The sequence below is a fragment of the Actinomycetospora succinea genome (genome assembly GCF_004363095.1).
Lineage (GTDB): Bacteria > Actinomycetota > Actinomycetes > Mycobacteriales > Pseudonocardiaceae > Actinomycetospora > Actinomycetospora succinea.
In genome coordinates, this window is sequence record NZ_SNYO01000006.1 from 14,276 (window position 1) to 36,820 (window position 22,545).

The 22,545-nt window shown below is 72.6% G+C and carries 21 protein-coding genes; 7 read left to right on the forward strand and 14 right to left on the reverse strand.

The features are described 5' to 3' along the window. Positions 1–41: 41 nt before the first annotated feature. Both boxB and boxC read right to left on the reverse strand, forming a co-directional pair. The gene (gene boxB, locus EV188_RS20190; RefSeq protein ID WP_133828121.1) at positions 42–1,469 is read right to left on the reverse strand and encodes a benzoyl-CoA 2,3-epoxidase subunit BoxB; all 1,428 of its coding nucleotides are present in this window, start codon (positions 1,467–1,469) and stop codon (positions 42–44) included. A 23-nt stretch (positions 1,470–1,492) separates the two neighbouring features. Then, positions 1,493–3,208, reverse strand: coding sequence for a 2,3-epoxybenzoyl-CoA dihydrolase (gene boxC, locus EV188_RS20195; RefSeq protein ID WP_133828122.1), 1,716 nt, complete (start codon positions 3,206–3,208; stop codon positions 1,493–1,495). Positions 3,209–3,295: 87 nt separating this feature from the next. Here boxC and EV188_RS20200 point away from each other — a divergent pair, with 87 nt between their 5' ends. Beyond that, positions 3,296–3,736 (forward strand): GNAT family N-acetyltransferase, encoded by a 441-nt coding sequence (locus EV188_RS20200; RefSeq protein WP_133828123.1) that lies wholly within the window; start codon positions 3,296–3,298, stop codon positions 3,734–3,736. A gap of 14 nt (positions 3,737–3,750) precedes the next feature. Here EV188_RS20200 and EV188_RS20205 read toward each other — a convergent pair whose 3' ends face one another. After that, complete coding sequence (locus EV188_RS20205) at positions 3,751–4,149, reverse strand: VOC family protein (RefSeq protein WP_133828124.1); 399 nt, start codon at positions 4,147–4,149, stop codon at positions 3,751–3,753. A 24-nt stretch (positions 4,150–4,173) separates the two neighbouring features. Continuing rightward, a complete protein-coding gene (locus EV188_RS20210; RefSeq protein ID WP_133828125.1) occupies positions 4,174–5,142 on the reverse strand; it encodes an aldo/keto reductase in 969 nt (322 codons plus the stop codon). Between the two features lie 153 nt (positions 5,143–5,295). Between EV188_RS20210 and EV188_RS20215 the strand changes: the two genes are divergently transcribed. Then, entirely contained in the window at positions 5,296–7,044 is a 1,749-nt protein-coding gene (locus EV188_RS20215; protein ID WP_341770783.1) for an MFS transporter, read from the forward strand. A gap of 106 nt (positions 7,045–7,150) precedes the next feature. On the opposite strand, the gene EV188_RS20220 is transcribed toward EV188_RS20215, so the two are convergent. The 4 genes from EV188_RS20220 to EV188_RS20235 form a co-directional block, all read right to left on the reverse strand. Beyond that, positions 7,151–8,974, reverse strand: coding sequence for a flavin-containing monooxygenase (locus EV188_RS20220; RefSeq protein WP_133828126.1), 1,824 nt, complete (start codon positions 8,972–8,974; stop codon positions 7,151–7,153). Between the two features lie 136 nt (positions 8,975–9,110). Beyond that, entirely contained in the window at positions 9,111–9,308 is a 198-nt protein-coding gene (locus tag EV188_RS20225) for a hypothetical protein (protein ID WP_133828127.1), read from the reverse strand. A 19-nt stretch (positions 9,309–9,327) separates the two neighbouring features. Beyond that, positions 9,328–10,092 (reverse strand): SDR family NAD(P)-dependent oxidoreductase, encoded by a 765-nt coding sequence (locus EV188_RS20230; RefSeq protein ID WP_243741862.1) that lies wholly within the window; start codon positions 10,090–10,092, stop codon positions 9,328–9,330. After that, positions 10,089–10,883: an enoyl-CoA hydratase/isomerase family protein gene (locus EV188_RS20235; RefSeq protein WP_133828129.1), complete on the reverse strand. Its 795-nt coding sequence runs from the start codon at positions 10,881–10,883 to the stop codon at positions 10,089–10,091. Before EV188_RS20235 ends, EV188_RS20230 begins: the two co-directional genes overlap by 4 nt. A 79-nt stretch (positions 10,884–10,962) precedes the next feature. Between EV188_RS20235 and EV188_RS20240 the strand changes: the two genes are divergently transcribed. After that, on the forward strand, positions 10,963–11,556 hold the full coding sequence (locus EV188_RS20240; protein ID WP_243741863.1) for a TetR/AcrR family transcriptional regulator: 594 nt from the start codon (positions 10,963–10,965) through the stop codon (positions 11,554–11,556). Here the strand turns inward: EV188_RS20240 and EV188_RS20245 are convergent. The 5 genes from EV188_RS20245 to EV188_RS20265 are packed head-to-tail and all read right to left on the reverse strand — an operon-like array spanning position 11,553 to position 16,932. Continuing rightward, positions 11,553–12,035, reverse strand: coding sequence for a peroxiredoxin (locus EV188_RS20245; protein WP_133828131.1), 483 nt, complete (start codon positions 12,033–12,035; stop codon positions 11,553–11,555). The genes EV188_RS20240 and EV188_RS20245 overlap by 4 nt on opposite strands. 49 nt (positions 12,036–12,084) lie before the next feature. After that, positions 12,085–13,374 carry an acyl-CoA dehydrogenase family protein gene (locus EV188_RS20250; RefSeq protein ID WP_133828132.1) on the reverse strand — a complete coding sequence of 430 codons (1,290 nt, stop codon included), beginning with the start codon at positions 13,372–13,374 and terminating at the stop codon, positions 12,085–12,087. Positions 13,375–13,385: 11 nt separating this feature from the next. After that, the gene (locus EV188_RS20255) at positions 13,386–14,324 is read right to left on the reverse strand and encodes an SMP-30/gluconolactonase/LRE family protein (protein ID WP_243741864.1); all 939 of its coding nucleotides are present in this window, start codon (positions 14,322–14,324) and stop codon (positions 13,386–13,388) included. Beyond that, on the reverse strand, positions 14,321–15,664 hold the full coding sequence (locus EV188_RS20260) for a phosphotransferase family protein (RefSeq protein WP_243741865.1): 1,344 nt from the start codon (positions 15,662–15,664) through the stop codon (positions 14,321–14,323). Before EV188_RS20260 ends, EV188_RS20255 begins: the two co-directional genes overlap by 4 nt. 14 nt (positions 15,665–15,678) lie before the next feature. After that, positions 15,679–16,932, reverse strand: coding sequence for an acyl-CoA dehydrogenase family protein (locus EV188_RS20265; protein ID WP_133828133.1), 1,254 nt, complete (start codon positions 16,930–16,932; stop codon positions 15,679–15,681). A 379-nt stretch (positions 16,933–17,311) separates the two neighbouring features. Here EV188_RS20265 and EV188_RS20270 point away from each other — a divergent pair, with 379 nt between their 5' ends. Together EV188_RS20270 and EV188_RS20275 are read left to right on the forward strand one after the other, a co-directional pair. Then, positions 17,312–18,124, forward strand: a complete 813-nt coding sequence (locus tag EV188_RS20270) for a crotonase/enoyl-CoA hydratase family protein (protein WP_133828134.1) — start codon at positions 17,312–17,314, stop codon at positions 18,122–18,124. An 89-nt stretch (positions 18,125–18,213) separates the two neighbouring features. Then, complete coding sequence (locus tag EV188_RS20275) at positions 18,214–19,083, forward strand: EthD domain-containing protein (RefSeq protein ID WP_133828135.1); 870 nt, start codon at positions 18,214–18,216, stop codon at positions 19,081–19,083. A 7-nt stretch (positions 19,084–19,090) separates the two neighbouring features. Here the strand turns inward: EV188_RS20275 and EV188_RS20280 are convergent, their stop codons facing one another. After that, the gene (locus EV188_RS20280) at positions 19,091–19,711 is read right to left on the reverse strand and encodes a TetR/AcrR family transcriptional regulator (RefSeq protein WP_133828136.1); all 621 of its coding nucleotides are present in this window, start codon (positions 19,709–19,711) and stop codon (positions 19,091–19,093) included. An 89-nt stretch (positions 19,712–19,800) separates the two neighbouring features. Between EV188_RS20280 and EV188_RS20285 the strand changes: the two genes are divergently transcribed. After that, positions 19,801–20,952, forward strand: a complete 1,152-nt coding sequence (locus EV188_RS20285; RefSeq protein WP_133828137.1) for an acyl-CoA dehydrogenase family protein — start codon at positions 19,801–19,803, stop codon at positions 20,950–20,952. A gap of 86 nt (positions 20,953–21,038) precedes the next feature. Next, on the forward strand, positions 21,039–22,532 hold the full coding sequence (locus EV188_RS20290; RefSeq protein ID WP_166659990.1) for an acyl-CoA carboxylase subunit beta: 1,494 nt from the start codon (positions 21,039–21,041) through the stop codon (positions 22,530–22,532). Positions 22,533–22,545: the final 13 nt, after the last annotated feature.

Genomic DNA, 22,545 nt, shown 5'->3' on the forward strand with positions numbered 1-22,545 from the left:
TCGTGGCGCGCACCGCGGCCGGGCGGAAGACGTGCGTGCTGTCAGTTGAAGTGCACGTACTCGAAGTCGACGGGCTTGTCGTTGATCCCGTTGGACGGCGGGGCGATCCAGCTCGCGATCTTCCCGGGCTCGAGGACCGGGTGCATGAGCCCGCGGACGTGGGTCTTGTCGACGTCCGTGGGCAGCCAGTCGCCCTCGTTCGCCGTCCACTCCGCCTCGGGGATCATCTTGCCCTCGGGCGAGATGCGTTGGCCCGCGAACGCCCCGACCTGGCGGTTGAAGCCGACGTGCGGCAGGTAGAGGCGCGCGTCGATGCCGTGCTTCTCGAGGATGCGGTTCCAGCGCTTGAGGCCGTTGGAGCAGTCGCCCATGTACTCGCTGCGCAGGTCCTGGTTGAGCGCGAGCAGCGCCGGCACCTCGGTGCTCGTGATCTTCCCGTCGCGCACGGCGTCGACGGCGCCCGCGTCGTCGGTGAGCACGTGGTCGTCCTTGCGCCGCTCCTCCTGCCAGCGGCCCTTGAGGCCCGCGGTGAAGTAGTTGGCGGCGTTGGTGGACGACTCGTTGCCGAAGAGGTCCAGCGAGACCGTGTAGTGGAAGTTGATGTACTTCTGGATCATGTCGAGCGGGATGCCGCCGGCGCCGGCGACCTCCTCCGAGTCGTGCTCGTTCATCAGCTCGGCGGTGCGGGCGACGACGCGGTCGATGCCGGTGGTGCCCACGAACATGTGGTGGGCCTCCTCCTTGAGCATGAACTCGCAGGTCCGGCTCAGCGGGTCGAAGCCCGACTCCTTCAGCGTCCCGAGCTGGTACTTGCCGTCCCGGTCGGTGAAGTACGTGAACATGTAGAACGACAGCCAGTCCGGGGTCTCCTCGTTGAAGGCCCCGAGGATGCGCGGCGAGTCGTCCGAGCCGGAGTTGCGGGCCAGCAGCTGGTCGGCCTCCTCGCGGCCCGCGCGCCCGAAGTAGGCGTGCAGCAGGTAGACCATCGCCCAGAGGTGACGGCCCTCCTCGACGTTGACCTGGAACAGGTTGCGCATGTCGTAGAGCGACGGCGCCGTCGCGCCGAGGAAGCGCTGCTGCTCGACCGACGCGGGCTCGGTGTCGCCCTGGATGACGATGAGGCGCTGCAGGTCGGCGCGGTACTCGCCGGGCACCTCCTGCCAGACCGGCTCGCCCTTGTGCTCGCCGAACGCGATCTTGCGGTCCGGGTCGTGCTCGGAGAGGAAGACGCCCCAGCGGTACTCGTTCATCGGGACGTGGTCGAAGTGCGCCCAGCCGTCACGGCCGACGTCGACGGCCGTGCGCAGGTAGACGTCCTTGGTGTCGACGGCGGGGCCCATGTCGCCCCACCAGTCGAGGAAGTTCGGCTGCCAGCGCTCGAGGGCACGCTGGAGCTTGCGGTCCGACGCGAGGTCGACGTTGTTCGGGATCTTGGCGTCGAAGTCGATCTTCGGGCGGGCGGAGGTCATGGCGTCGTCACATCTCCCAAGAATCAGACACGCTGTTTGTCGAAATCGGCCTTGCGTCCGGTGCCGTAGCGGCGCAGCGCGCCCTCGGACCCCGAGGCGTTCGGTCTGATGAAGATCCAGTTCTGCCAGGCGGTCAGGCGACCGAAGATCCGCGTCTCCATGGTCTCCGGGCCGACGAACCGGTGGTTCGCCTCCATGCCGGTCAGCGCGTCCGGCGACAGGGAGGCCCGCTCCTCGAGCAGGATGCGGATCTCGTCCTCCCAGTCGATGTCGTCCGGGGCGTCGGTGACCAGCCCGGCCTCCTCGGCCTGCGCGCCGGTCATCCGCTCGTCGGTCCGGCCGTGCAGCTCGGTGACCGTGTCGTCGTCGCCGTAGAACCGGGACTGCAGCCGGGTCAGCCCGTTGCCCATGGGGAACGCGCCGAAGTTCGACGCGGTGAGCACGATCTGTGCCGGCTCCTGCTCCTCGTCGGCGTCCTCGAAGATGCCCTCGAGCATGTACTGGCGGTCGCACGCCAGGGCCAACTCGAGCAGCGCGCCGGCGAAGCAGCTGCCGGGCTCGATCAGCGCGATCAGCGTGCGGCTGGTGACGTCGAGGCGCTTGAGCGTGCGCTTGAAGTAGTGGCGGATCTCGTTGACGAGCCAGTCCGAGCCGGAGTGCTCGGCGATGACCCGCTCGAACGCGAGCGCGCCCTCGATCGAGCCCTGGGTGCGGACGAGCCAGGTGCCGATCTCGAGCTCGTTGGTGCGCAGCCGCAGGATGAGGTCGTCGAGCTCGCGGGTCATCGCGAGCGGCCAGAAGTCGGCGCCGAGCGCGCAAATGCGGTCGAGCGACTCGGGCACCGTGCCGGGCTCGGGGCCGAGGACCGTGATCGTCGCGGTGCGGGCGTCGCGGTCGAGCTCGCAGCGGACGTGGGGATAGGTGATGGCGTCGTCGGTGATCTCGCGGCGGAGGGGAGGCAGCGAGACCCCGGTGGCGTCGGTCGGCCGGCTCGAGCCCTCGGCGGCCTCGGCGGCGCGCGCCCGCACCGTGGAGTCCCACTGCTTGCGCGAGACCGTCTCATCGACGAGCTTCCACTCGACGGCCTTCGGGCCCTGGAAGCCCTCGGACTTGGTGGCGAAGATGTCGGCGCGGTCCTTGCGCACGTGGCGCTTGTCGGTGACGCGGGTCAGTCCGCCGGTGCCGGGGAGGACGCCGAGCAGCGGGACTTCGGGGAGCGCCACCGCGCTCGACCGGTCGTTGACCAGCAGGATCGTCTCGCAGGCCAGGGCCATCTCGTAGCCGCCGCCGGCCGCGGTGCCGTTGAGCGCCGCCACCCAGGTCTGGCCCGAGTTGGCGGTCATGTCCTCGATGCCGTTGCGCGTCTCGTTGGTGAACTTGCAGAAGTTCACCTTCCACGGGTGGCTCGACTGGGCGAGCATCCGGATGTTCGCGCCCGCGCAGAAGTTGGAGTCCTTGCCGCTGGTCAGCACCACACTGCGCACCTCGGGGTGCTCGAAGCGCAGGCGCTGGGTGAGGTCGTAGAGCTCGATGTCCACGCCCAGGTCGTACGAGTTCAGCTTGAGCTCGTAGCCGGGCACGAGCCCGCCGTCCTCGGCGACGTCGAGGTAGACCCAGGCCGTCTCCCCGTCGATCTCGAACCGCCAGTGGCGGTACTGCGCGGGGTCGGTGTCGAAGTCGACCTGGGGAACGGCTTCAGGGGCTTGCGCGGCCGCAGGCGCATCGTCGAGAACGGTCACGGTGGTGGTCCCTCCTTGTCGTGCGGGCCACACTCTACGAGAATCCGACGCTGGTGCATAGAGCTGTAGAACGTTGGAGGACACACGATGACGTGGCAGTGGATCGCCGAGCAGGACCCGCGCTGGGACCAGGACAAGGCCGCGGCGCTGGGTGACCTGCCGCCGACGCTCTTCGGCCTCGGCCACCCCGAGGTGGGCCGCCCGCTCGGCGACGCGTGGTGGCGCGTGGAGGACGGCGACGGCGCGCCCGTCGGCTACGGCCGCCTCGACGACACGTGGGGCGACGCCGAGATCCTGATCATCGCGGCGCCGGGTGTGCGGGGGACGGGCGTCGGCGTGTTCGTGCTGGAGAACCTCGAGCGGGAGGCCGCGGCGCGCCAGCTCAACTACGTCTACAACGTCGTCCCCACCCGCCACCCGTACGGCGAGTCCGTCCGCTCCTGGCTGACGTCGCGCGGCTTCTCGGCGACCGAGGTCGGCGAGCTGCGCAAGAAGGTCGCGTCGGGGGCGGCGCCGGGCGGGGCCTGAACGACGCGCGGGCGTCAGGCCGTCGGATCGATCTGGATCATCCAGAGGTGCCCGTCCGGGTCGGCGAGGGTGCTCTGGTGGCCCCAGCCGGGGTCGCCGGGCTCGACCTTCACCGACGCGCCGGTGCGGCGCGCCTGCTCGGTGACGCGGTCGACGTCCTCGGCGGTCGGGACGAGGAGGGAGAGGATGCACTCGCTCCGTCCCGCCTCGACGACGTCGTTCCCGGCCGCCACCCAGCCGAAGCCGCCGCGGGGCACGAGGACCAGGACGACGCCCGGGGCGAGGACGAACTGCAGGGGCTCGGGCAGGCCGTCGTCACCGAGCTCGCCGACCGTCTCCAGCCCGAACGCCGCGCGGTAGAAGTCGTGGGCGATCCGCCGATCGGCGACGGGCAGGGCGACGGCGAAGGACACGCCGGCGACCGTAGCGCCGGACCGCTATCGGTGGCCGGCCACGTCGCGCGGCTCGTAGCGCTCCTCGAGACCCGCGATCTCGTCGTCGTCGAGGTGCAGGTCGACGGCCGCGATCGCGTCGGCGAGGTGGTGCTCCTTCGTCGCACCGACGATCGGCGAGTCGACGACCGGGTTGGCCAGCACCCAGGCCAGCGCGACCTGGGCCCGCGAGACGCCGCGCTTCTCGGCGACCTCCGCGACCTTCTCGACGATGTGCCGGTCGGTGTCGCGGTAGAGCGTCTTGCCGAACTCGTCGGTGTCGCCGCGCGTGGTCGAGGAGTCCCAGTCACGGGTCAGCTTGCCGCGGGCCAGCGGGCTCCACGGGATCGACCCGACGCCCTCGTCGGCGCACAGCGGGAGCATCTCCCGCTCCTCCTCGCGGTAGAGCAGGTTGTAGTGGTCCTGCATCGTGATGAACCGGATCCACCCGTTCACGTCCTGCAGGTGCAGCGCCTTCGCGAACTGCCACGCCCACATCGAGGACGCCCCGATGTAGCGCGCCTTGCCCGCCTTGACGACGTCGTGGAGCGCCTCGAGCGTCTCCTCGATGGGCGTCTCGTAGTCCCAGCGGTGGATCTGGTAGAGGTCCACGTAGTCCATGCCGAGCCGGCGAAGCGAGGCGTCGATGCCGGTCATGATCGCCTTGCGCGAGAGGCCCGCACCGTTGGGGCCCTTCCGCATCCGGTTGAAGATCTTGGTGGCGACGACGATCTCGTCGCGGTCGGCCATCTGGTTCAGCCAGTGCCCGGTGATCTCCTCGGACGTGCCGGCGGAGTAGACGTCGGCCGTGTCGAAGAAGTTGATGCCCGCGTCGAGCGCCTGGCGGAAGAAGGGCTCCGCCTGGTCGTCCGTCAGCGCCCACGGCCAGCGGTCGTTCGGCTCGCCGTAGCTCATGGCACCCAGACAGATCCGTGAGACGTCGAGCCCCGTCATGCCGAGCTTCGTGTACTCCATGACGGCAGCGTGCCCCGCCGACCGCCCGTCGATTCCGCATACGTCGCGGGAATCGACTGGACCTCGACCGCGCTCGAGGTCATAGCGTCGAGAGAAAGCCCCGCCGGACGGCCGGGCATTTCTCCTCAATCCCGACAGAATGGTCGTGACTTTGTGACCAGCACCGCTCCCGTCGCGCCCGGCGGACGCCGCTGGGCCATCCTCGCGGTGATCGCTGTGGCGCAGCTCATGGTCGTGCTCGACAACACGATCGTGAACATCGCGCTCCCCTCGGCGCAGGTCGACCTTGGCTTCGACGACGCCCAGCGCCAGTGGGTCATCACGGCCTACGCGCTGGCGTTCGGCAGCCTCCTGCTGCTCGGCGGCCGCATGTCCGACCTCTTCGGCCGCAAGCGCGCCTTCGTGACCGGGCTCATCGGCTTCGCCGTGGCCTCGATGGTCGGCGGCGCCGCGACCGACCTCGTCATGCTCGTGACCGCCCGCGCGGCCCAGGGCGTCTTCGGCGCCCTCCTCGCGCCGGCCGCGCTCTCGCTGCTGACGACGACGTTCCCGGGCGGGCGCGAGCGCGCGCGGGCGTTCGGCATCTTCAGCGCCATCGTCGGCGCCGGCGCGGCCATCGGGCTGCTGCTCGGCGGCGTGCTCACCGAGTACGTCGACTGGCGCTGGTGCATGTACGTCAACGCGGTGTTCGCCGTCGTGGCGCTCGTCGGCGGGCTGATCCTGCTGCCGAGCATGCAGCGCCGGGGCCGTCCGCAGCTCGACGTCGGCGGCACGCTCGCGGCGTCGGCCGGTCTGTTCGGGCTGGTCTTCGGCCTCGCGAGCGCGGAGACCGACGGGTGGAGCTCGCCGGTCGTGTGGGCCTTCCTGGCCGCCGGCGTGGTGCTCCTCGGCGTCTTCGTGCTGATCCAGCGCCGGGTGTCCGCGCCGCTGCTGCCGCTGCGCGTCATCCTCGACCGCACCCGCGGCGGTGCCTACCTGACGGTGCTGGTGCTCGCGTCCGGGATGTTCGGGGTCTCGCTGTTCCTGACCTTCTACCTGCAGCGCAACCTCGGCTTCTCCCCCGTCCTCACCGGCGTGGCCTTCCTGCCCATGGTGGCCTCGATCGTCACCGCCTCGACGACGGTGCCGAACGCGCTGCTCCCCCGGCTCGGCCCGAAGCCGCTGGTGATCACCGGCCTCGTGCTGGGCACCTCGGCGATGCTGTGGTTCTCGCAGCTCACGGTCGACAGCACCTACGTCGTCGGCGTCCTGCCCGGCCTGGTCCTCATGGGCCTCGGCATGGGCACCGCGATGTCGACGGGGATCAACACCGCGACGCTCGGCGTGCAGCCCGCCGACGCCGGGGTGGCGTCGGCGACGGTCAACACGATGCAGCAGGTCGGCGGGTCCGTCGGGACGGCGCTGCTCTCGAGCATCGCGGGTACGGCCACGGCGGCCGCGCTCACCACCGCCCCCGGCGACCCGGGCGCCGCGACGGTCAGCGGCTACTCGGCGGCCTTCACCGCGGCGGCGATCCTCTTCGCGGTCGGCGCGGTGGTCTGCGGCCTGCTGGTCCGCGGCGGGCGTCCGCAGAGCGCGACGACGACGGAGACCACGGCGACGACGGAGGCCACGGCGAGCACCGACAGCACCGGCCTCGTCGGCGCCGTCCGCGACGCCGGGGGCGGCGCCGTGGCCGGCGCGACCCTGACGCTCGTCGACCCCGCGGGTCGCGAGTCGGGACGGGCGGTCAGCGACGCCGAGGGCGACTTCGACCTGCGCGCCGCGGGTCCCGGCGACCACCTCCTGGTCACCGGCGCGCCCGGGCTCGCCCCGAGCGCGCAGCGGATCGTCCTCGCCGACGGCCGGACCACCCGCGGCGACGTGGTCCTCGACCTCGTCGAGGAGCCCGCCCGCACCTGATCGGACCAGGCGCGCCCGCCGACCGCGCGCCTCCCGGAAAAACGAACGGCGCTTTCGCTGCATCGGAAGCAGCGAAAGCGCCGTTCGTTCGTCAGGCGGGCGACCCTCAGGAGGTGTGGTGCGACTCCTGGCGCCCGTGGATCGGCGTCGGGATGCCGACCGAGCGCGCCTTGAGCTGCAGGGCGAGGTAGAGCGAGTAGAAGCGCGACTGGTGCAGGTTGCCGCCGTGGAACCACAGGTTGTCCTGCTGGGTCGGCTTCCACATGTTGCGCTGCTCGCCCTCCCAGGGACCGGGGTCCTTGGTGGTGTCCGAGCCCAGGCCCCAGACCTTGCCGACCCTGTCGGCCATCTCCTGGCCGATGATGTCGGCGGCGAGCCCGTTCATGGACCGGTAGCCGGTGGCCCAGACGACGAGGTCGGCCTCGAGGCGCGTGCCGTTGTCGAGCACGACCTCCTTCTCGGTCAGCTCGACGATCTGGCCCTTGGCGAGCTTGACCTTGCCGTCGGCGACGAGCTCGGCGGCGCCCACGTCGATGTAGTAGCCCGAGCCGCGGCGCAGGTACTTCATGAACAGGCCCGAGTCGTCGTCGCCGAAGTCCAGGTCGAACCCGGCCTCCTCCAGGCGCCGGTAGAAGTCCGCGTCGACCTCGCGGGCCTTGTCGTAGGCCGGCTTCTGGAAGTTGTGCATGATCCGGTACGGCAGCGACGCGAAGATCATGTCCGCCGTGTACGTGTCGACCCCGTTGCGCACGGCCTCCTCGGAGTACAGGTCCCCGAGGGCGTAGGTCATCAGCGTCTCGGAGCGGATGATGTGGGTCGAGGAGCGCTGCACCATCGTGACGTCGGCGCCCACCTCCCAGAGCGAGCCGCAGATGTCGAACGCCGAGTTGTTCGACCCGATGACCACGACCTTCTTGCCCTTGTAGGCGTCCGGGCCGGGGTGCTGCGAGGAGTGCTGGATCTCGCCCTGGAAGACGTCCTCGCCGGGCACGCTGGGGATGTTCGGCTTGCCCGAGACCCCGAGCGCGAAGACGAGCTGCTTCGGGTGCAGCGTGAGCTCCTCGCCGGCGCGGTCGACGACCACCGACCACTCCCCGGAGGCCTCGTCGAACGAGGCGCTCTTCGCCGTCGTGGAGCCCCAGTAGTTCAGCTCCATGACCTTGGCGTACATCTCGAGCCAGTCGCCGATCTTGTCCTTCGGCGAGAAGACCGGCCAGTTGTCCGGGAACTTCAGGTAGGGCAGGTGGTCGTACCAGACCGGGTCGTGCAGGGCGAGGCTCTTGTAGCGCTTGCGCCACGAGTCGCCGGGCTTCTCGTTGCGCTCGACGATGATCGCCTCGATGCCCAGCTGACGCAGCCGCGCGCCCAGCGCGATACCGCCCTGCCCGCCGCCGATCACGACGACCTCGGGCTGGCGGGTGTAGCCCAGCTCCGCGGCCTCGGCCTCGCGCTGCTCGGCCCAGGTGACGCGGTCGGGGTTGGCGCCGTGCTCGGTGCCGAACGGACGGTCCGCGTTCGGGCTCGCCGGCTCCTCGTGGCCCTTGAGCTCGTCGAGCGTGGTCAGCAGCGTCCACGCCTTGCCCTCGGCGTCCAGGCGCAGGTGCCCGGTGCCCCGCCCGATCGCGGTCTCGAACTTCAGCCAGGCCTCGGTCACCCCGTCGGCCTCGGTCGGCTCGCCGCTGACCTCGAAGGTCACCGGCGTCACCTGCCGGGCGGCGTCGGAGCGCACGACCTCGGCGACCCCCGCCGGGCCCTCGACGGTGATCAGGTTCCAGGTGAACGACACCAGGTCGCGCCAGTAGGACTCCGCGGCGAACAGGCCCGCCGCACGGTCGCCGTCCCCGGCTCCGAGCGCGTCCGCGAACGCGCCGAGCCAGGAGTCCACCCGCGCCCCGGCCTCGCTGCGGGTGCTCTCCACCGTCTGGGTCACTGCTACCTCCACGCGGGCGAGTCCGGCCGACCGTGGGCTCTCGCCCGCCCCTGCCCACGGTCGTGTGGCACGGGAGACAGTGAAGCCGATCACGCGCGCCAGGGGCAGAGGTTGCACCCAGGTTGCGTGCGGCGGTTCAGCCCAGCACGAGCGGCCGGTAGCCCAGGACGCTCGCGGCGCCGTCGAGGTAGGCGCGGCGGTGGGCCCGCGGCACCCAGGCCTCGACGGGGTGCACGGTGAGCATGCCGGCGCCGGCGATGCGCCAGCGCTCCTCCTCGGCCACCGCCGCCGACGCGTCCTGCTCGCCCTGGGCCCGTGCGTCGTCCGCCGTCACGGGTCCAGGGTGCCGCACGTCAGAAGATCGAGTAAGCCCCGTCGACGACGATCTCGTCGCCGGTCTGGAACCCGCCGGCGCCGCCCGCGAGGTACACGGCCAGGCGCGCGAAGTCGTCCGGCCCGCCCCAGCGCCGCTGCGGCATCCGCGGCATCACCGCGCGCTCGAAGCGCTCGTCGTGCAGCACACCCGAGGCCATCGGCGTCTCGGTCCAGCCGGCGACGATCGAGTGCGCGTTGATCCCGTGGCGCGCGAGCTCGACGGCCAGGCCCTTGATGATCGCGGTCAGCCCGGCCTTGCTCGCCGCGTAGGCCTCGTTGCGCGGGGCGCCGTGGATGGTCGAGACGCTGGAGGTGCCGACGAGCACCCCGCCGCCCCCGCGCTCGACCATGTGCCGGGCCGCCGCGCGCAGCGTCAGGAACGCGCCGTCGAGGTTGATCCGGGTGACCGCCCGGAAGTCCTCCAGCGTCGTGTCGACGAACCGCGCCCCGGTCCCGCCGCGGCCGGCGTTGGCGAAGCACGAGTCGACGCGGCCGAAGTGCTCGAGCACGCCCGCGAACGCCGCCTCGACCGCCGCCTCGTCGCCGACGTCGCAGCGCCAGGCCCGCGCCGACGCCCCGAGACCCTCGAGCTCGGCGACCGCCGCCGCGTTGCGCTCCTCGTTCGTGCCCCAGAGCGCGACGTCGGCGCCGCACCGCGCGAGCCCGCGGGCCATGCCGAGGCCGATCCCCGAGTTGCCACCGGTGACCAGGGCGACGTGCCCGGAGAGGTCGAAGAGGCTCACTTGACCGCCCACTGGCCGGTGAACGTCGGCTCCCGCTTGTCGCGGAAGGCGGCGAACGCCTCGGGGGCGTCCTCGGTCGCGAAGTTGACGGCCTGGGTCCGGGCCTCGGTGGCGAGCGCGTCGCGCAGGGTCCGGTCGGCGTTCTCGTGCAGCAGCGCCTTCGACTGCGCGACGGCCACCGGGGCTCCTGCGACGAGCCGGGCGGTCAGGTCGGCGACGAAGTCCTCGATCTCCTCGGGGGCGACCAGCCACGTCACGAGGCCCAGACGGTGGGCCTCCTCGGCGTCGATCATCTCGGCGAGCAGCGCCAGGCGCTTGGCCTGCTGCATCCCGACCAGGCGCGGCAGCAGCCACGACCCGCCGAAGTCCAGCGACAGCCCGCGCTTGGCGAAGATCTGCGAGAAGCGCGAGGTGGGCGTCGCGACGACGAGGTCGCAGCCCAGCGCGAGGTTCCAGCCGGCCCCGACCGCGACGCCGTCCACCTGCGCCACCGACGGCTTCGGCAGCTCGTGCAGCAGCAGCGCGACCTCGTTGATGAACCGCATCCGGTCCAGCGGGTGGCCTTCGCGGGGCCCGGAGAGGTCGGCGCCCGCGCAGAACGCCCCGCCCGCCCCGGTGATCACCACGGCGCGCACCGCGTCGTCGTCGCGCGCCGCCGAGAGCTGCGCGTGCAGCGCCTGCCACGAGGCCATGTCCAGCGCGTTCCGTCGCTGCGGCCGGTTGAGCGTCAGGGTCAGCACGCCCGCGTCGCGGCGGGTGAGCAGGACGTCGGCGGGATCAGTGGGGTCCATGGATGCGGCTCCGTCCCCGGACAGCAGATACGCCCGGAACCTATCGATCGATCGTTCACCCGGCCACTACGCTGTCGCGATGACCACCGCCGCCGTCCCGCGCGGTGGCGGGCGGGAGGCGATCACCCGCGCCGCGCGCGAGAGCTTCGCCGAGCGCGGCTACCACGGCAGCTCGATCCGCGACATCGCCGCGCGCGCGGGCCTGTCGCTCTCGGCGCTCTACCACTGGCACTCCGGCAAGCAGGACCTGCTCGCGGCGCTGATCGAGGAGAGCACCGAGGAGTACTTCCGGCGCTGCGACGAGGCGCTGCGCGACGCCGGCGACGACCCCGCGGCGCGGCTCGGGGCGCTCGTGCGCGCGACCGTCGAGTACCGGATCAGCCGGCAGGTCGAGAGCACGATCGCGGCGTCGGAGTGGCGCAACCTCGACCCCGCCCACCGCGAGCGCCTCGACGGCATGCGCGCCGCCGCGACCCGCCTGTGGGCGGACCTCGTCGAGGACGGCGTCGCGCGCGGGGCGTTCCGCTGCGAGCACCCGGGCGACGCGCGCCGCGCCGTCGTGGCCGCCTGCAACGCCATCGCGCACTGGTACGAGCCCGACCGCGGGCTCGCCGTGCCCGATCTCGTGGACCGGTACACGGCGATCGCCCTGCGGGTCGTCGACTGTCGTTAGAGCTTGGTGAGCACGACCTCGGCGGTGGACTTCTCGTGGTCCGGCGGCGCGTCCTCGACGTCGATCCAGGTCAGCGTGCCGTCCTCGATCACCGCCGCGTAGCGCTGCGAGCGGATCCCGAGCCCGAAGTCGGTGCCGTCCATGTCGGTGCCCATCGCCTTCGCGAACAGCGCCGACCCGTCGGCGAGCATGACCACGCCGTGGACCTGCTGGTCCTTCGCCCAGGCGCCCATGACGAACGGGTCGTTGACCGAGACGCACACGATCCGGTCGACGCCCTTGGCCGAGATCTCGGAGGCCCGGGCGACGAAGCCCGGGAGGTGCGCGTCGCTGCAGGTCGGGCTGAAGGCGGCGGGCACGCCGAACAGGACGCTCCGCCCGCTGCCGAAGAGCTCGCCGGAGCGCACGGACTCGGTGTTCCCCTCGGCGTCGACGGTCGTCAACGGCACATCGGGGATCTTCTCTCCCACAGCGATCATCGCCGGGTTTCTCCTTCGGGGTGTGGAGCGGTCATCCGGTTGCCGCCAACTAGTAGCCCCCCACGGCGGCTGCGTCCAGCAGGTGGGCGAACTTCCGGCGCGCCTCCTCCCGGCGCGTCGGCACGTGCTCGGTCGGGACGTCGCGGGGCTCGTAGCCACGCAGCACCCGGCGGGCGACGGTGACCTTGTGGACCTCGTCGGGTCCGTCGTAGATGCGCGCGGCCCGGGCGTGGCGGTACATGCCCTCCAGCGGCAGGTCGGTGGTGAACCCGAGCGAGCCGTGCACCTGGATCGCGCGGTCGATCACGTTGTAGAGCACCGTGGCGCCGTAGAACTTGATCATCGCGATGTCGGTGAGCGCCGCCTCGGTGCCGCCCTGGTCCATCTTCCAGGCGGCCTGCAGCGTCATCAGCCGCGCGGCGGTCATCTCGGCGGTCGAGGTCGCGATCCAGTCCTGCACCATCTGCTTCTCCGACAGCACCGAGCCGTGCGTGTACCGCGAGACGGCGCGCTCGCAGAGCATGTCGAAGGCGCGCTGCGACTGCCCCAGCCAGCGCATGCAGTGGTGGATGCGCCCGGGGCCGAGCCGCTTCTGGGCCAGCAGGAAGCCGTCCCCCTCGGCGCCGATGAGGTTCTCGACGGGCACGCGCACGTCGCGGTAGAGCACCTCGGCGTGCCCGCCCGGCCGCGGCTCCTGCTCCTCGGGGTGCTCCATCGTCGGGATGTCGCGCAGGACCTCGACGCCGGGGGTGTCGGTCGGGACGACGAACATCGACGCCCGCCGCCGCGGCGCCGCGTCCGGATCGGTGACGGCCATGAGGATGAGGAAGTCGGCGACCGACCCGTTCGACGTGAACCACTTGTGCCCGTTGACGACGTACTCGTCGCCGACGCGCTCGGCGCGGGTCGTCAGCAGCGTCGGGTCGGCGCCGGCGTTCGGCTCGGTCATCGAGAACGCGCTGCGCAGCTCGCCGTCGAGCAGCGGCTCCATCCAGCGCTTCTTCTGGTCGTCGTTCGCCCCGAGGGCGAGCAGCTCGGCGTTGCCCGAGTCGGGGGCGTTGTTGCCGAACACCGACGGGGCGTACGCGCAGCGCCCGAGGATCTCGTGCATCAGACCCAGCTTGACCTGCCCGAACCCGCCCCCGCCCAGCTCCGGGGGCAGGTGCGCGGCCCACAGCCCGCGCGCCTTGACCTCCTCCTGCAGGGGGGCCGTCGCCCGCTTCAGCGTCGGCCCGTCCAGGTCGAGCGTCTCGAGCGGCTCGATCTCGTCGCGGACGAACGTCCGCATCCACGCGAGCTGCTCCTCGAACTCGGGCTCGGTGGAGAAGTCCCAGGCCATGCGCTCTCTCCTTATGCCGTGAACGCCAGGTCGAGACCCTCGGTGTCCCACTCCAGCGCGTAGAGGATGCCGCGTCCGGACGACGTGACCCAGGCGGTCCGCGACCCGCCGCCCGCGAAGCAGATGTTGGTGACGTACGGGTCGTGCTCGGGGACCGGGACCTGGCGCAGCAGCGTGCCGTCGGGGGCGATCACGCTGATCGCGCCGGTCATCAGCGTCGCGACGCAGACGTTGCCCGCGCCGTCGACCGCGAGCGAGTCGAACATCTGGTAGCCGCCGAGGCCGTGCAGGAGCGCGGCGCCGCGGGGGCCCACCGGCTCCGCGGCGCGGGCGAGGCGGCCGGGCCCGGCGACGTCCCAGGACCACACCCGGCCCGTGACGGTCTCGGCGACGTGCAGCCGGGAGCCGTCGGGCGAGAGGCCGACCCCGTTGGGCTGGGTCAGCGGGTGCACGACCTCGGTGATCGACGACCCGTCGGGGCGCGCGTAGTACAGCGCGCCGGTGTCGCGCTCGCGCTCGCGGCTCTTGCCGATGTCGGTGAACCAGAACCCGCCGTCGGCGTCGAAGACGATGTCGTTGGGTCCGCGCAGCGGGCGGCCGTCGCAGGCCGTGTAGAGGTCGGTGACCTCGCCCGTGTCGAGCGCGACGCGCTGGATGCTGCCGCCGGCGTAGTCGTCGGGCTGGTGGCCGGGCGCGGTGATGCCGTCGCGGTCGTGCCAGGTGAAGCCGCCGTTGTTGCAGACGTAGACCGCGCCGTCCGGGCCGATCGCCGCCCCGTTGGGACCGCCGCCGAGCTCGGCGACGACGGTGGTGGTGCCGTCGGGCGCGACGCGCGTCAGCGTGCCCCGGCGGATCTCCACGACGAGGACGTCGCCTCCTCCCAGCGCGATCGGGCCCTCCGGGAAACCCAGTCCGGTCGCCACGGTGCGCATCGGTCCTCCGTCGGTCATCCGGGCAGGGTCAGGTAGCGGGGGTTGGCGACGGCGAGCCGGTCGGTCACCGCCGCGCGCACGACGGCGAGCAGCGCGGGGTCGGTGTCGTCGATCTCCCCGGCGCGGATGGCGGCGGCGAGGCCAGCCTGGTCGCCGTAGCCCAGCGACGCCAGTCGTGCCCGGTGGCGGCGCTCGTGCTCGGGACCCAGCCGCAGCTCGCGGCCGACGCCGCCGAGGACGTTCGCGGCGACGCGGGCGAGGTAGGCGAGGCGCTCGTCGTCGGAGGCCATGACGTCCTCGCGCAGGAACGCGGTCACGGCGTCGACGAGGTCGGGCGCGCTCGGGCGGCCGTAGAGGTCGGAGGGCGGCGACTCGGCCGCGGCGTCCTCGTGTGCCGGGTGGCCGAGCAGGAGCAGCAGGTCGTGCTCGTTCTCGGCGACCCGGCGCCCGATCGCGGCGAGCTCCACCGACGGCGTCACCCCGGACAGGTGCCGTTGCGCCATCTCCCGGCACGCCAGCGCCCACCACGTCGTGCGGTGGACCTGCCACCACCGGACGGCCTCCTCGTCCGGTCGCTCCCCGGCCACCTCGGCGTAGCCGTCGAGCAGCTCGTCGACCGTCCCGAGACCGGCGACGGGCAGCGGCGAACCGAACCGCCAGCACTTCACGCACAGCCAGCCGAGGTCCTCGCGGGGATCGCCCCGGTGCACCAGCTCCCAATCGAGCACGGCGGCCAGCCCGGACTCGTCGACGATGAGGTTGCCGAGCCGGAAGTCGCCGTGGACGAGCGCGTCGGCGACCGGGGCGGGACGGTGCCGGTCGAGCCAGCGCAGGGCGATCTCGACGGTCGGCAGGGGCTCGTCGAGGGAGTCGTAGGTCGTGCGGAGCTCCTCGACGGGGTCGGCGTGCGGGAGGCCCGGCACGGCGTCGAGCGGGATCGCGTGGATCCTCGCCAGCGTGCGGCCCAGCTCCGCGGCGAGCCCGTCACGGGCGGTGGCGTACCGCTCCTCGCGCAGGATGCGCGGGCCGAGCGTCTCGCCGGCGACGTGCGCGGTGACCAGGTAGGGCGAGCCGACCGTCGCGGGGTCGGTGCCGCTGTCGACCAGCGGCGGGACACGGACGCCGGCCCCTGCGGCGGCCGCGATCGACGCCGCCTCGAGCGCCATGCCGTCGGGCCGGTCGGCGCCGGGCGGGTCGCGGCGCAGCACGAGGTCGCGACGCCCGGCGGCTCCCGCTGCCGTGAACGACCACGTCTCGCGGCTCGCGCCGGCGGTGAGGCGGCGCAGGTGCTCGACGGTGACGTCGGTGCCGGCGATCTCCGTGAGGCGCTTTTCCAGTCGGGCGCCTAGCTCTGCCACATCTCCTGGGGCGCTCACCGCGTGGTCGGTCCCGCGAAGCCGGAGAGGTAGCCCGCGACCTTGCGCATCTGGATCTCCTCGGAGCCCTCGGTGATCCGGTAGCGGCGGTGGTGGCGGTAGATGTGCTCGAACGGGGTGTGCCGTGAGTAGCCGAGCCCGCCGTGGACCTGCATCGCCCGGTCGGCGGCGTCGCAGACGAAGCGGTTGGCGCGGTAGTTGCACATCGAGACGCGGTCGCTGATCTCCATGTGGGGGCGGCGGTCGAGCTCCCACGCGGTCTTGCGCACCAGGCCACGCAGCATCTCGGCCTCGGTCTGCAGCTCGACCAGGGGCCACTGGATCGCCTGACGGGTCGCGAGCGGGGCGCCGAACGTGTGCCGTTCGCGGGCGTAGTCGACGCTGCGGTCGATGCAGAACTGGCCGGCGCCGACGCCCGAGGCGGCCTGGCGGATGCGGTTCTCGTGGACGAAGGTCTGGGCGACGCCCAGGCCCTCACCTTCGGAGCCGAAGATCGCGTCGTCGGGCACGCGGACGTCGCGCAGGCTCACCTCGGCGTGGTCGGTGGGCATGTTCAGCGTCCACCAGTGGAAGTCGACCGAGAAGCCGGGCGTGTCCGTCGGCACGAAGAACGCGGTGATGCCGCGGGCGGCGCCGTCCGCGCCGGACGTCCGGGCGAAGACCACGTCGTGGGTCGCCGAGTGCATCCCGGAGTTCCAGCGCTTCGCCCCGTTGATCACCCAGTCGCCGCCGTCGCGGACCGCGCGGGTCTCCATCCACGTGGCGTCGCTGCCGTGGTCGGGCTCGGAGAGGCCGAAACCGAGGCGCGCGGTGCGCGTCAGCATCGGCTCGAGGAACTCCTCGCGCTGCGCCGGGCTGCCGAACTCCAGGAGCATGTGCGCGAACGGGAAGTTGCCGACCACCGACGACTCGTTCTGCAGGTCGTTGTGCAGGCCGAGCCCGCGGTGCGCGAGGTGCTCGCGGATCACCGCCATGTCGAGGTTGGTGCCGTCGGACCCGCCGACGTCCGCCGGCAGCCCGTAGCGCAGCCACCCCGCGGCGTCGGCCCGGCGGAACATCTCGCCGAGCAGCTCCTCCCACTCCGCGCGCGGGACGCCGCCGTTCTCGAAGTCGGTGCGCGCGTACTCGCGCCGGTGGTCGAAGAACCGCTGGTTGTCGTCCTGCTCCTCGAGGGGCCGGATCTCCCGCTCGATGAACTCGTCGAGCGCGGCGAGGCGCTGGGTCAGCTCCGCCGGGAGCGCGAAGTCCACACCGACCTCCTCCTGAACGACCGTTCAGCGAGCATGCCAGCGGCGGCGCGGCGGACGGAAGGGCGCCGGGGGCCGCGCTCCGGTGATCAAGGGCGACGTCACGCACCTCGCGGCGCCTTCGAGGTGCACCAGGTCGCCCCTGATCACCACCCGGGCACCCCGCGCCGGCATGTGAGGCGCGGATTCGGTGATCAAGGGCGACGTCACGCACCTCGCGGCGCATCTCAGGTGCGCCAGAACGCCCCTGATCTCCGACCCGGGCTGCCGGGCGCGGGGAGGTACCGCCACCGAGGATCGGCCCGGCGTGTCGCGCCGGCGAGCATGTGGCGATCCTGGCGTCACATGCCAGCGATGCCGCATCGCTGGTAGACCCCGTGCCATGAGCAGCGACGAGCAGCGCGTGCGGGTCGAGGTCGTCGACGGGGTCGCCGACGTGCGGTTGTCGCGGCCGGAGAAGCGCAACGCGCTGGACCCGGCGATGTTCGAGGGCCTGGTGAGCACCGGGGAGGCGCTGCGGAAGGACCCGTCGGTGCGGGTCGTCGTCCTCTCCGGCGAGGGTCCCGACTTCTGCGCCGGCCTCGACTTCGGGTCCTTCCGGGCGATGGCGAACGGCGAGCGCCTCTCGGCGTCGGCGCAGCTCCCGCCGTCGGACGGCCCGGCGCGGGCCACGGGGCAACGGGCGGCGTGGGTGTGGGCGGAGCTCGAGGTCCCGGTGATCGCCGCGATCCGGGGCAACGCGCTGGGCGGCGGCCTGCAGATCGCGCTCGGTGCCGACATCCGGATCGTCGCCCCGGACGCGAAGCTCTCGGTCATGGAGGTCAAGTGGGGCCTGATCCCCGACATGACCGGGACCCAGGTGCTCCCCGAGCTCGTCGGCCGGGACGTCGCCAAGGAGCTGACACTGACCGCGCGCGTCGTCAGCGGCACCGAGGCCGCGCAGCTCGGGCTCTGCACGCGCACCGCCGACGATCCGCTGACCGACGCCCTGGCCCTCGCCCGCGAGATCGCCGGCCGCAGCCCGCACGCCGTCCGCGCGGCCAAGCGCCTGCTGGACACCGCGGGTCGGGTCGACCTCGCCACCGGCTTCGCCGCCGAGCAGACCGAGATCGGCGCGCTGATCGGGAGCCCCAACCAGGTCGAGGCGGTGACGGCGGGCTTCGAGAAGCGCGCCCCGGAGTTCCGGGACGCCTGACGCGGGTCGTCCCGGTGAGCGGGACCGGACCGGGACGGGCGGCCCGGGCACTCGCGACGCTGTGATCCCCCTCACCGTGGAGCGACCCGATGACGACCCCGCCGGATGCCCTGACCCTCGTGATGCCCCTGCGCAAGAAGGAGGGGATGACCGTCGCCGACTTCCGCCAGTACTGGCTCGACGTGCACGTCACCCTCCCCGCCCGCTACCCCGGCCTGCGCAGCGTGTTCCTGCACCTCGTGTCGTTCCCGGGCTCGCGCTGGCCCGCCGTGGACGGGGTGTCGGCCGCGCCGGCGGAGGCGGACGAGTTCCACGGCGTGCCCGAGGCGACCTTCGCGTCCATGGAGGACCTGGAGACGTTCCAGGCGGCGTCGCACTTCCAGATGCTCGACGGGATCAACTTCCTCAGCGAGATGCTCGCCTATCCCAGCCTCGGGGACGCCTCGGCGACGCTCGTCGACACCACCGACCCCGCCCCGGACGGGAACGACGGGCTGCTGCGCCACCTGCTGTTCCTGCGCCGCCGCCCCGACGTCGACGTCGCGACCTTCCGGGCCTGGGTCGCCGACGAGCTCGCCCCGGCGCTGGCCGCGGACGCGCGCAAGGTGCGCCGGCACCTGCTGGAGGAGATCGAGGTGGCCCTCGACCACCCCGGCACCGTGATGTCCAAGCCGCTCGACCGCCAGTACCAGGCGTGCGTGGAGGTGGTCCGCGACGGCGAGGCCGGGCTCGCCGAGCTCGTCGCGGGCGTCGCCGACGGGGTGCGCGCCCACTGCGCCGCGGTGCACGCGCCGCTCGTGGAGCGCTGCATCGCGAGCCGCCACGACGGGCGGATCACCCTCGCCGGGCTGCGCGGCGTCACCGTCGCCGACCTGATCACGCGGCTGCACGCGGAGAACCAGGTCGACCCGGCCGTCTCGCGGATCTTCGTGCAGGACGAGGCGCTGCTGACGGCGTAGGACCCGCTCAGCCCCCGTCGAGGAGCCCGAGCAGCACGGTCGCGACGTCGTCCCCGAGCTCGGTCGCCGTCCGCGGGCCGGAGGGGTCGAACCACTTGTAGGTCCAGTTCGCGGCGCCCAGACAGGTGCTGACGTAGGTCCCGACCGACATCGGCAGGGTCCGCCCGGTCGCGGCGAGGTGGGCCTCGACGGCGTCGCGCACCACGCGCTCGAACTCGCGCCGGCGCTCGAGGATCGGCTCGGCGAGCTCGGCGGGCAGCGCCGACTCCTCGTGGAAGCAGATGGTCAGCAGGTCGCGGTGCTCGCAGGTGTAGCGGACGCGCTCGACGATCAGGCGGCGCACCGCCTCCCGCGTCGACGGTGCCTCGGCGACGATCCGCCGCGCGCTGCGCAGGCTCTCGTCGAGGACCTCCTCGTAGACCGCGACGAGCAGGTCCTCCTTGGTGCGCACGTAGTGGTAGAGCGTCGGCTTGGAGAGCCCGACCGACGCGGCGACGTCGTTCATCGACACCGCGCGGTACCCGCTGCGGCTGAACAGGCTGACGGCGCCGGCGAGGATCCGTTGCCGCTGCTCGTCGGCGCGGCTGCCCCCGCCGCTCCTCCCCCCGTCGGTCCCCCGCAGTGCCATCGCGTCCCCGGTTCCTCTCGCACGCCTTGACCGAACGTGTGTGATGTGGGGTACTTTCGCCCGACCGGTCGGTCGAAGCAAGGAGCAACGTGGGTCACGAGCTCGGCGAGGTGCACGAGGACTTCCGGGCGACGTGCCGGGCCTTCACCGACCAGCGCGTCCGCCCCGTCGTCGCGGAGGCCGAGCGCGAGGGTCGTCCGCCGGAGCGCCTGTGGAAGGAGCTCGGCGACGCGGGCCTGCTCGGCCTGCTCACCCCCGAGGAGTTCGGCGGGTCCGCGGGCGGGGGCGGCGAGGCGACGGCGGTCGCCGTGCTCTCCGAGGAGCTCTCCCGGGCCTGCGGCGGCATCGCGGTCAGCGCGCTGGTCAGCGCGTACATGGCCGCCCCGCACATCGTCCGTCACGGCACCCCCGACCAGCGCGAACGCTGGGTCGCCGCGCTCGCCGCGGGCGAGGCGATCGCCGCCATCGCCGTCACCGAGCCCGGCGCCGGGTCCGACGTCGCCGGCATCACCACGCGCGCCCGGCGCACCGACGAGGGCTGGGTGCTCGACGGCCAGAAGATGTACATCACCAACGCGGGCCTCGCCGACGTCCTCGTCGTCGGCGCCAAGACCGACCCCGACGGCGGCCACCGCGGCATCACGACGTTCGTCGTGCCCGCCGGGACGCCCGGGCTGTCGATGGGCACGCCGCTGGCGAAGATGGGCTGGCACTCCTCGGACACCCGCGAGGTCGTGCTCGACGGCGTCGAGCTGGGCGAGGACGCCGTGCTCGGCGTCGAGGGCCGCGGGTTCCACCAGATCATGAGCGCGTTCCAGCTCGAGCGGGTCGCGCTCGCCGCGATGGGCCTCGGCCACGCCGCCGAGGCGCTCGACACGGTCACCCAGTACGTCCGCGGGCGCGAGGTCGCGGGCGAGCCGCTGACCGCCCGCCAGGCGATCCGCCACCGCCTCGCCGCGATGGAGATCGAGCTCGAGGCCGCGCGCGTCATGACCTACAAGGCCGCCGACCGGCTCGACAGCGGCCACCCGGAGGCCGACCGCTCGGTGGCGGCGGCCAAGTACTTCGCGGCCAAGGCCGCGGCGTGGATCGTCGACGAGGCCGTCCAGCTCTACGGCGGCGCCGGCTACCTCGAGGAGACGCCGGTCGCGCGCCACCACCGCGACGTGCGCATCCTGCGCATCGGCGGCGGCACCGACGAGATCCAGCTCGAGATCCTCGCGAAGCGGCTCGTGCCGTGACAGGGACTGCCAACGGCGTGCCTCCCGCGTGGGAGGTGTCGGCGCTCCATCCCCCCGGAGCGCCGGCACCTCCCTCGGGGGAGGACGTGCTCGTCGCCGCGGAGCGGGCCCGCCGCGGCGGGGACACGAGCCGGTGGCCGGACAAGCTCCCGGTGCGCGAGCGGCTCGACGTGCTGCTCGACCCGGGCAGCTTCGTCGAGGACGGCGTGCTGGCCTCGACGAACTCCCCCGGGATGCCGGCCGACGGCGTCGTCACCGGGGTGGGCACCGTCGAGGGCCGCCCGGTCGCGGTGATCGCCCACGACTTCGGCGTCAAGGCCGGCTCGTGGGGCGAGCGCACCTGCGAGAAGCAGATCCGCATCCTCGAGCGCGCCGACCGCGACCTGCTCCCCGTCTTCTACCTCGTCGACTCGGCGGGCGGGCGGCTCACCGAGCAGATGGGCTTCTTCCCGGGCCGCCGCGGCGCCTCGAAGATCTTCCACATGCAGGTGGCGCTGTCCGGGCGCGTCCCCCAGATCTGCTGCCTGCACGGGCCCTCGGCCGCCGGCGGGGCCTACATGCCGGCGTTCACCGACTGGGTCGGCATGGTCGACGGGGCCGCGTCGATGTACCTCGCGTCGCCGCGCGTGGCCGAGAAGGTCACCGGCGAGCGCACCACCGCCGAGGAGATGGGCGGCGCGCGGATGCACGCCGAGGTCTCCGGATGCGGCGACGCCGTGTTCGACGAGGACTGGCAGGCGATCGCCGCCGCGCGGCTGCTGTTCACCTACCTCCCCGGCCACTTCGAGGACGCCCCGCCGACCGCGGAGCCGCGCGAGCCCGAGGCCAGCGGCTGGGACGGCCTCGTCCCCGAGGACCCGACCGTCGGCTACGACGTCACCGCCGTGATCGACCGGCTCGTCGACGGCGGCTCGTTCTTCGAGGTCAAGCCCGACTGGGCGCCCGAGATCGTCGTGGGGTTCGCCCGGCTGGAGGGGCGGGTCGTCGGGCTCGTCGCCAACCAGCCGCGCGTGCGCAGCGGCGCGATCCACGTCGACTCCGCCGACAAGGCCGCCCGGTTCATCAGCCTCTGCGACGCGTTCAACGTGCCGCTGCTGTTCCTGCAGGACGTGCCCGGCTTCATGGTCGGCGTCGCCGTCGAGCGCCAGGGGATCATCCGCCACGGCGCCAAGATGATCACCGCGATGTCGTCGGCCGAGGTCCCGAAGTTCACGATCGTCCTGCGCAAGGCCTACGCGGCCGGCTTCTACGCCATGTGCGCGCCCGGGTTCGAGCCGCGGGCGACCCTCGCGCTGCCCAGCGCGTTCATCGGCGCGATGGGCCCCGAGGCGTCGGTCAACGCGGTCTACGCGGGCAAGATCGCGGAGATCGCCGACGAGGACGAGCGCGAGGCCTTCGTCGCCGCCCGCGTCGAGGAGCACCGCGCCGAGGTCAACCTCCTGCGCATGGGCGACGAGCTCGTCGTCGACGCCGTCGTGCCCGGCGAGGAACTGCGCGGCGAGCTGGTCGCGCGCCTGCGGCACGCCGACGGCTGGACCCGCACCCGCGGGCGCCGTCACCACCCCGTCAGCCCCGTGTGATCCCTGGAGGAGA

What these genes read in the sequence shown, in the direction of transcription:
- EV188_RS20235 (WP_133828129.1), bottom strand. Translation starts at nt 10,883, where the DNA reads ATGGACCCCACTGATCCCGCCGACGTCCTGCTCACCCGCCGCGACGCG.
- EV188_RS20240 (WP_243741863.1), top strand. Translation starts at nt 10,963, where the DNA reads ATGACCACCGCCGCCGTCCCGCGCGGTGGCGGGCGGGAGGCGATCACC.
- EV188_RS20275 (WP_133828135.1), top strand. Translation starts at nt 18,214, where the DNA reads ATGACGACCCCGCCGGATGCCCTGACCCTCGTGATGCCCCTGCGCAAG.
- EV188_RS20250 (WP_133828132.1), bottom strand. Translation starts at nt 13,374, where the DNA reads ATGGCCTGGGACTTCTCCACCGAGCCCGAGTTCGAGGAGCAGCTCGCG.
- EV188_RS20200 (WP_133828123.1), top strand. Translation starts at nt 3,296, where the DNA reads ATGACGTGGCAGTGGATCGCCGAGCAGGACCCGCGCTGGGACCAGGAC.
- EV188_RS20280 (WP_133828136.1), bottom strand. Translation starts at nt 19,711, where the DNA reads ATGGCACTGCGGGGGACCGACGGGGGGAGGAGCGGCGGGGGCAGCCGC.
- boxB (WP_133828121.1), bottom strand. Translation starts at nt 1,469, where the DNA reads ATGACCTCCGCCCGCCCGAAGATCGACTTCGACGCCAAGATCCCGAAC.
- EV188_RS20210 (WP_133828125.1), bottom strand. Translation starts at nt 5,142, where the DNA reads ATGGAGTACACGAAGCTCGGCATGACGGGGCTCGACGTCTCACGGATC.
- EV188_RS20245 (WP_133828131.1), bottom strand. Translation starts at nt 12,035, where the DNA reads ATGATCGCTGTGGGAGAGAAGATCCCCGATGTGCCGTTGACGACCGTC.
- EV188_RS20270 (WP_133828134.1), top strand. Translation starts at nt 17,312, where the DNA reads ATGAGCAGCGACGAGCAGCGCGTGCGGGTCGAGGTCGTCGACGGGGTC.
- EV188_RS20255 (WP_243741864.1), bottom strand. Translation starts at nt 14,324, where the DNA reads ATGACCGACGGAGGACCGATGCGCACCGTGGCGACCGGACTGGGTTTC.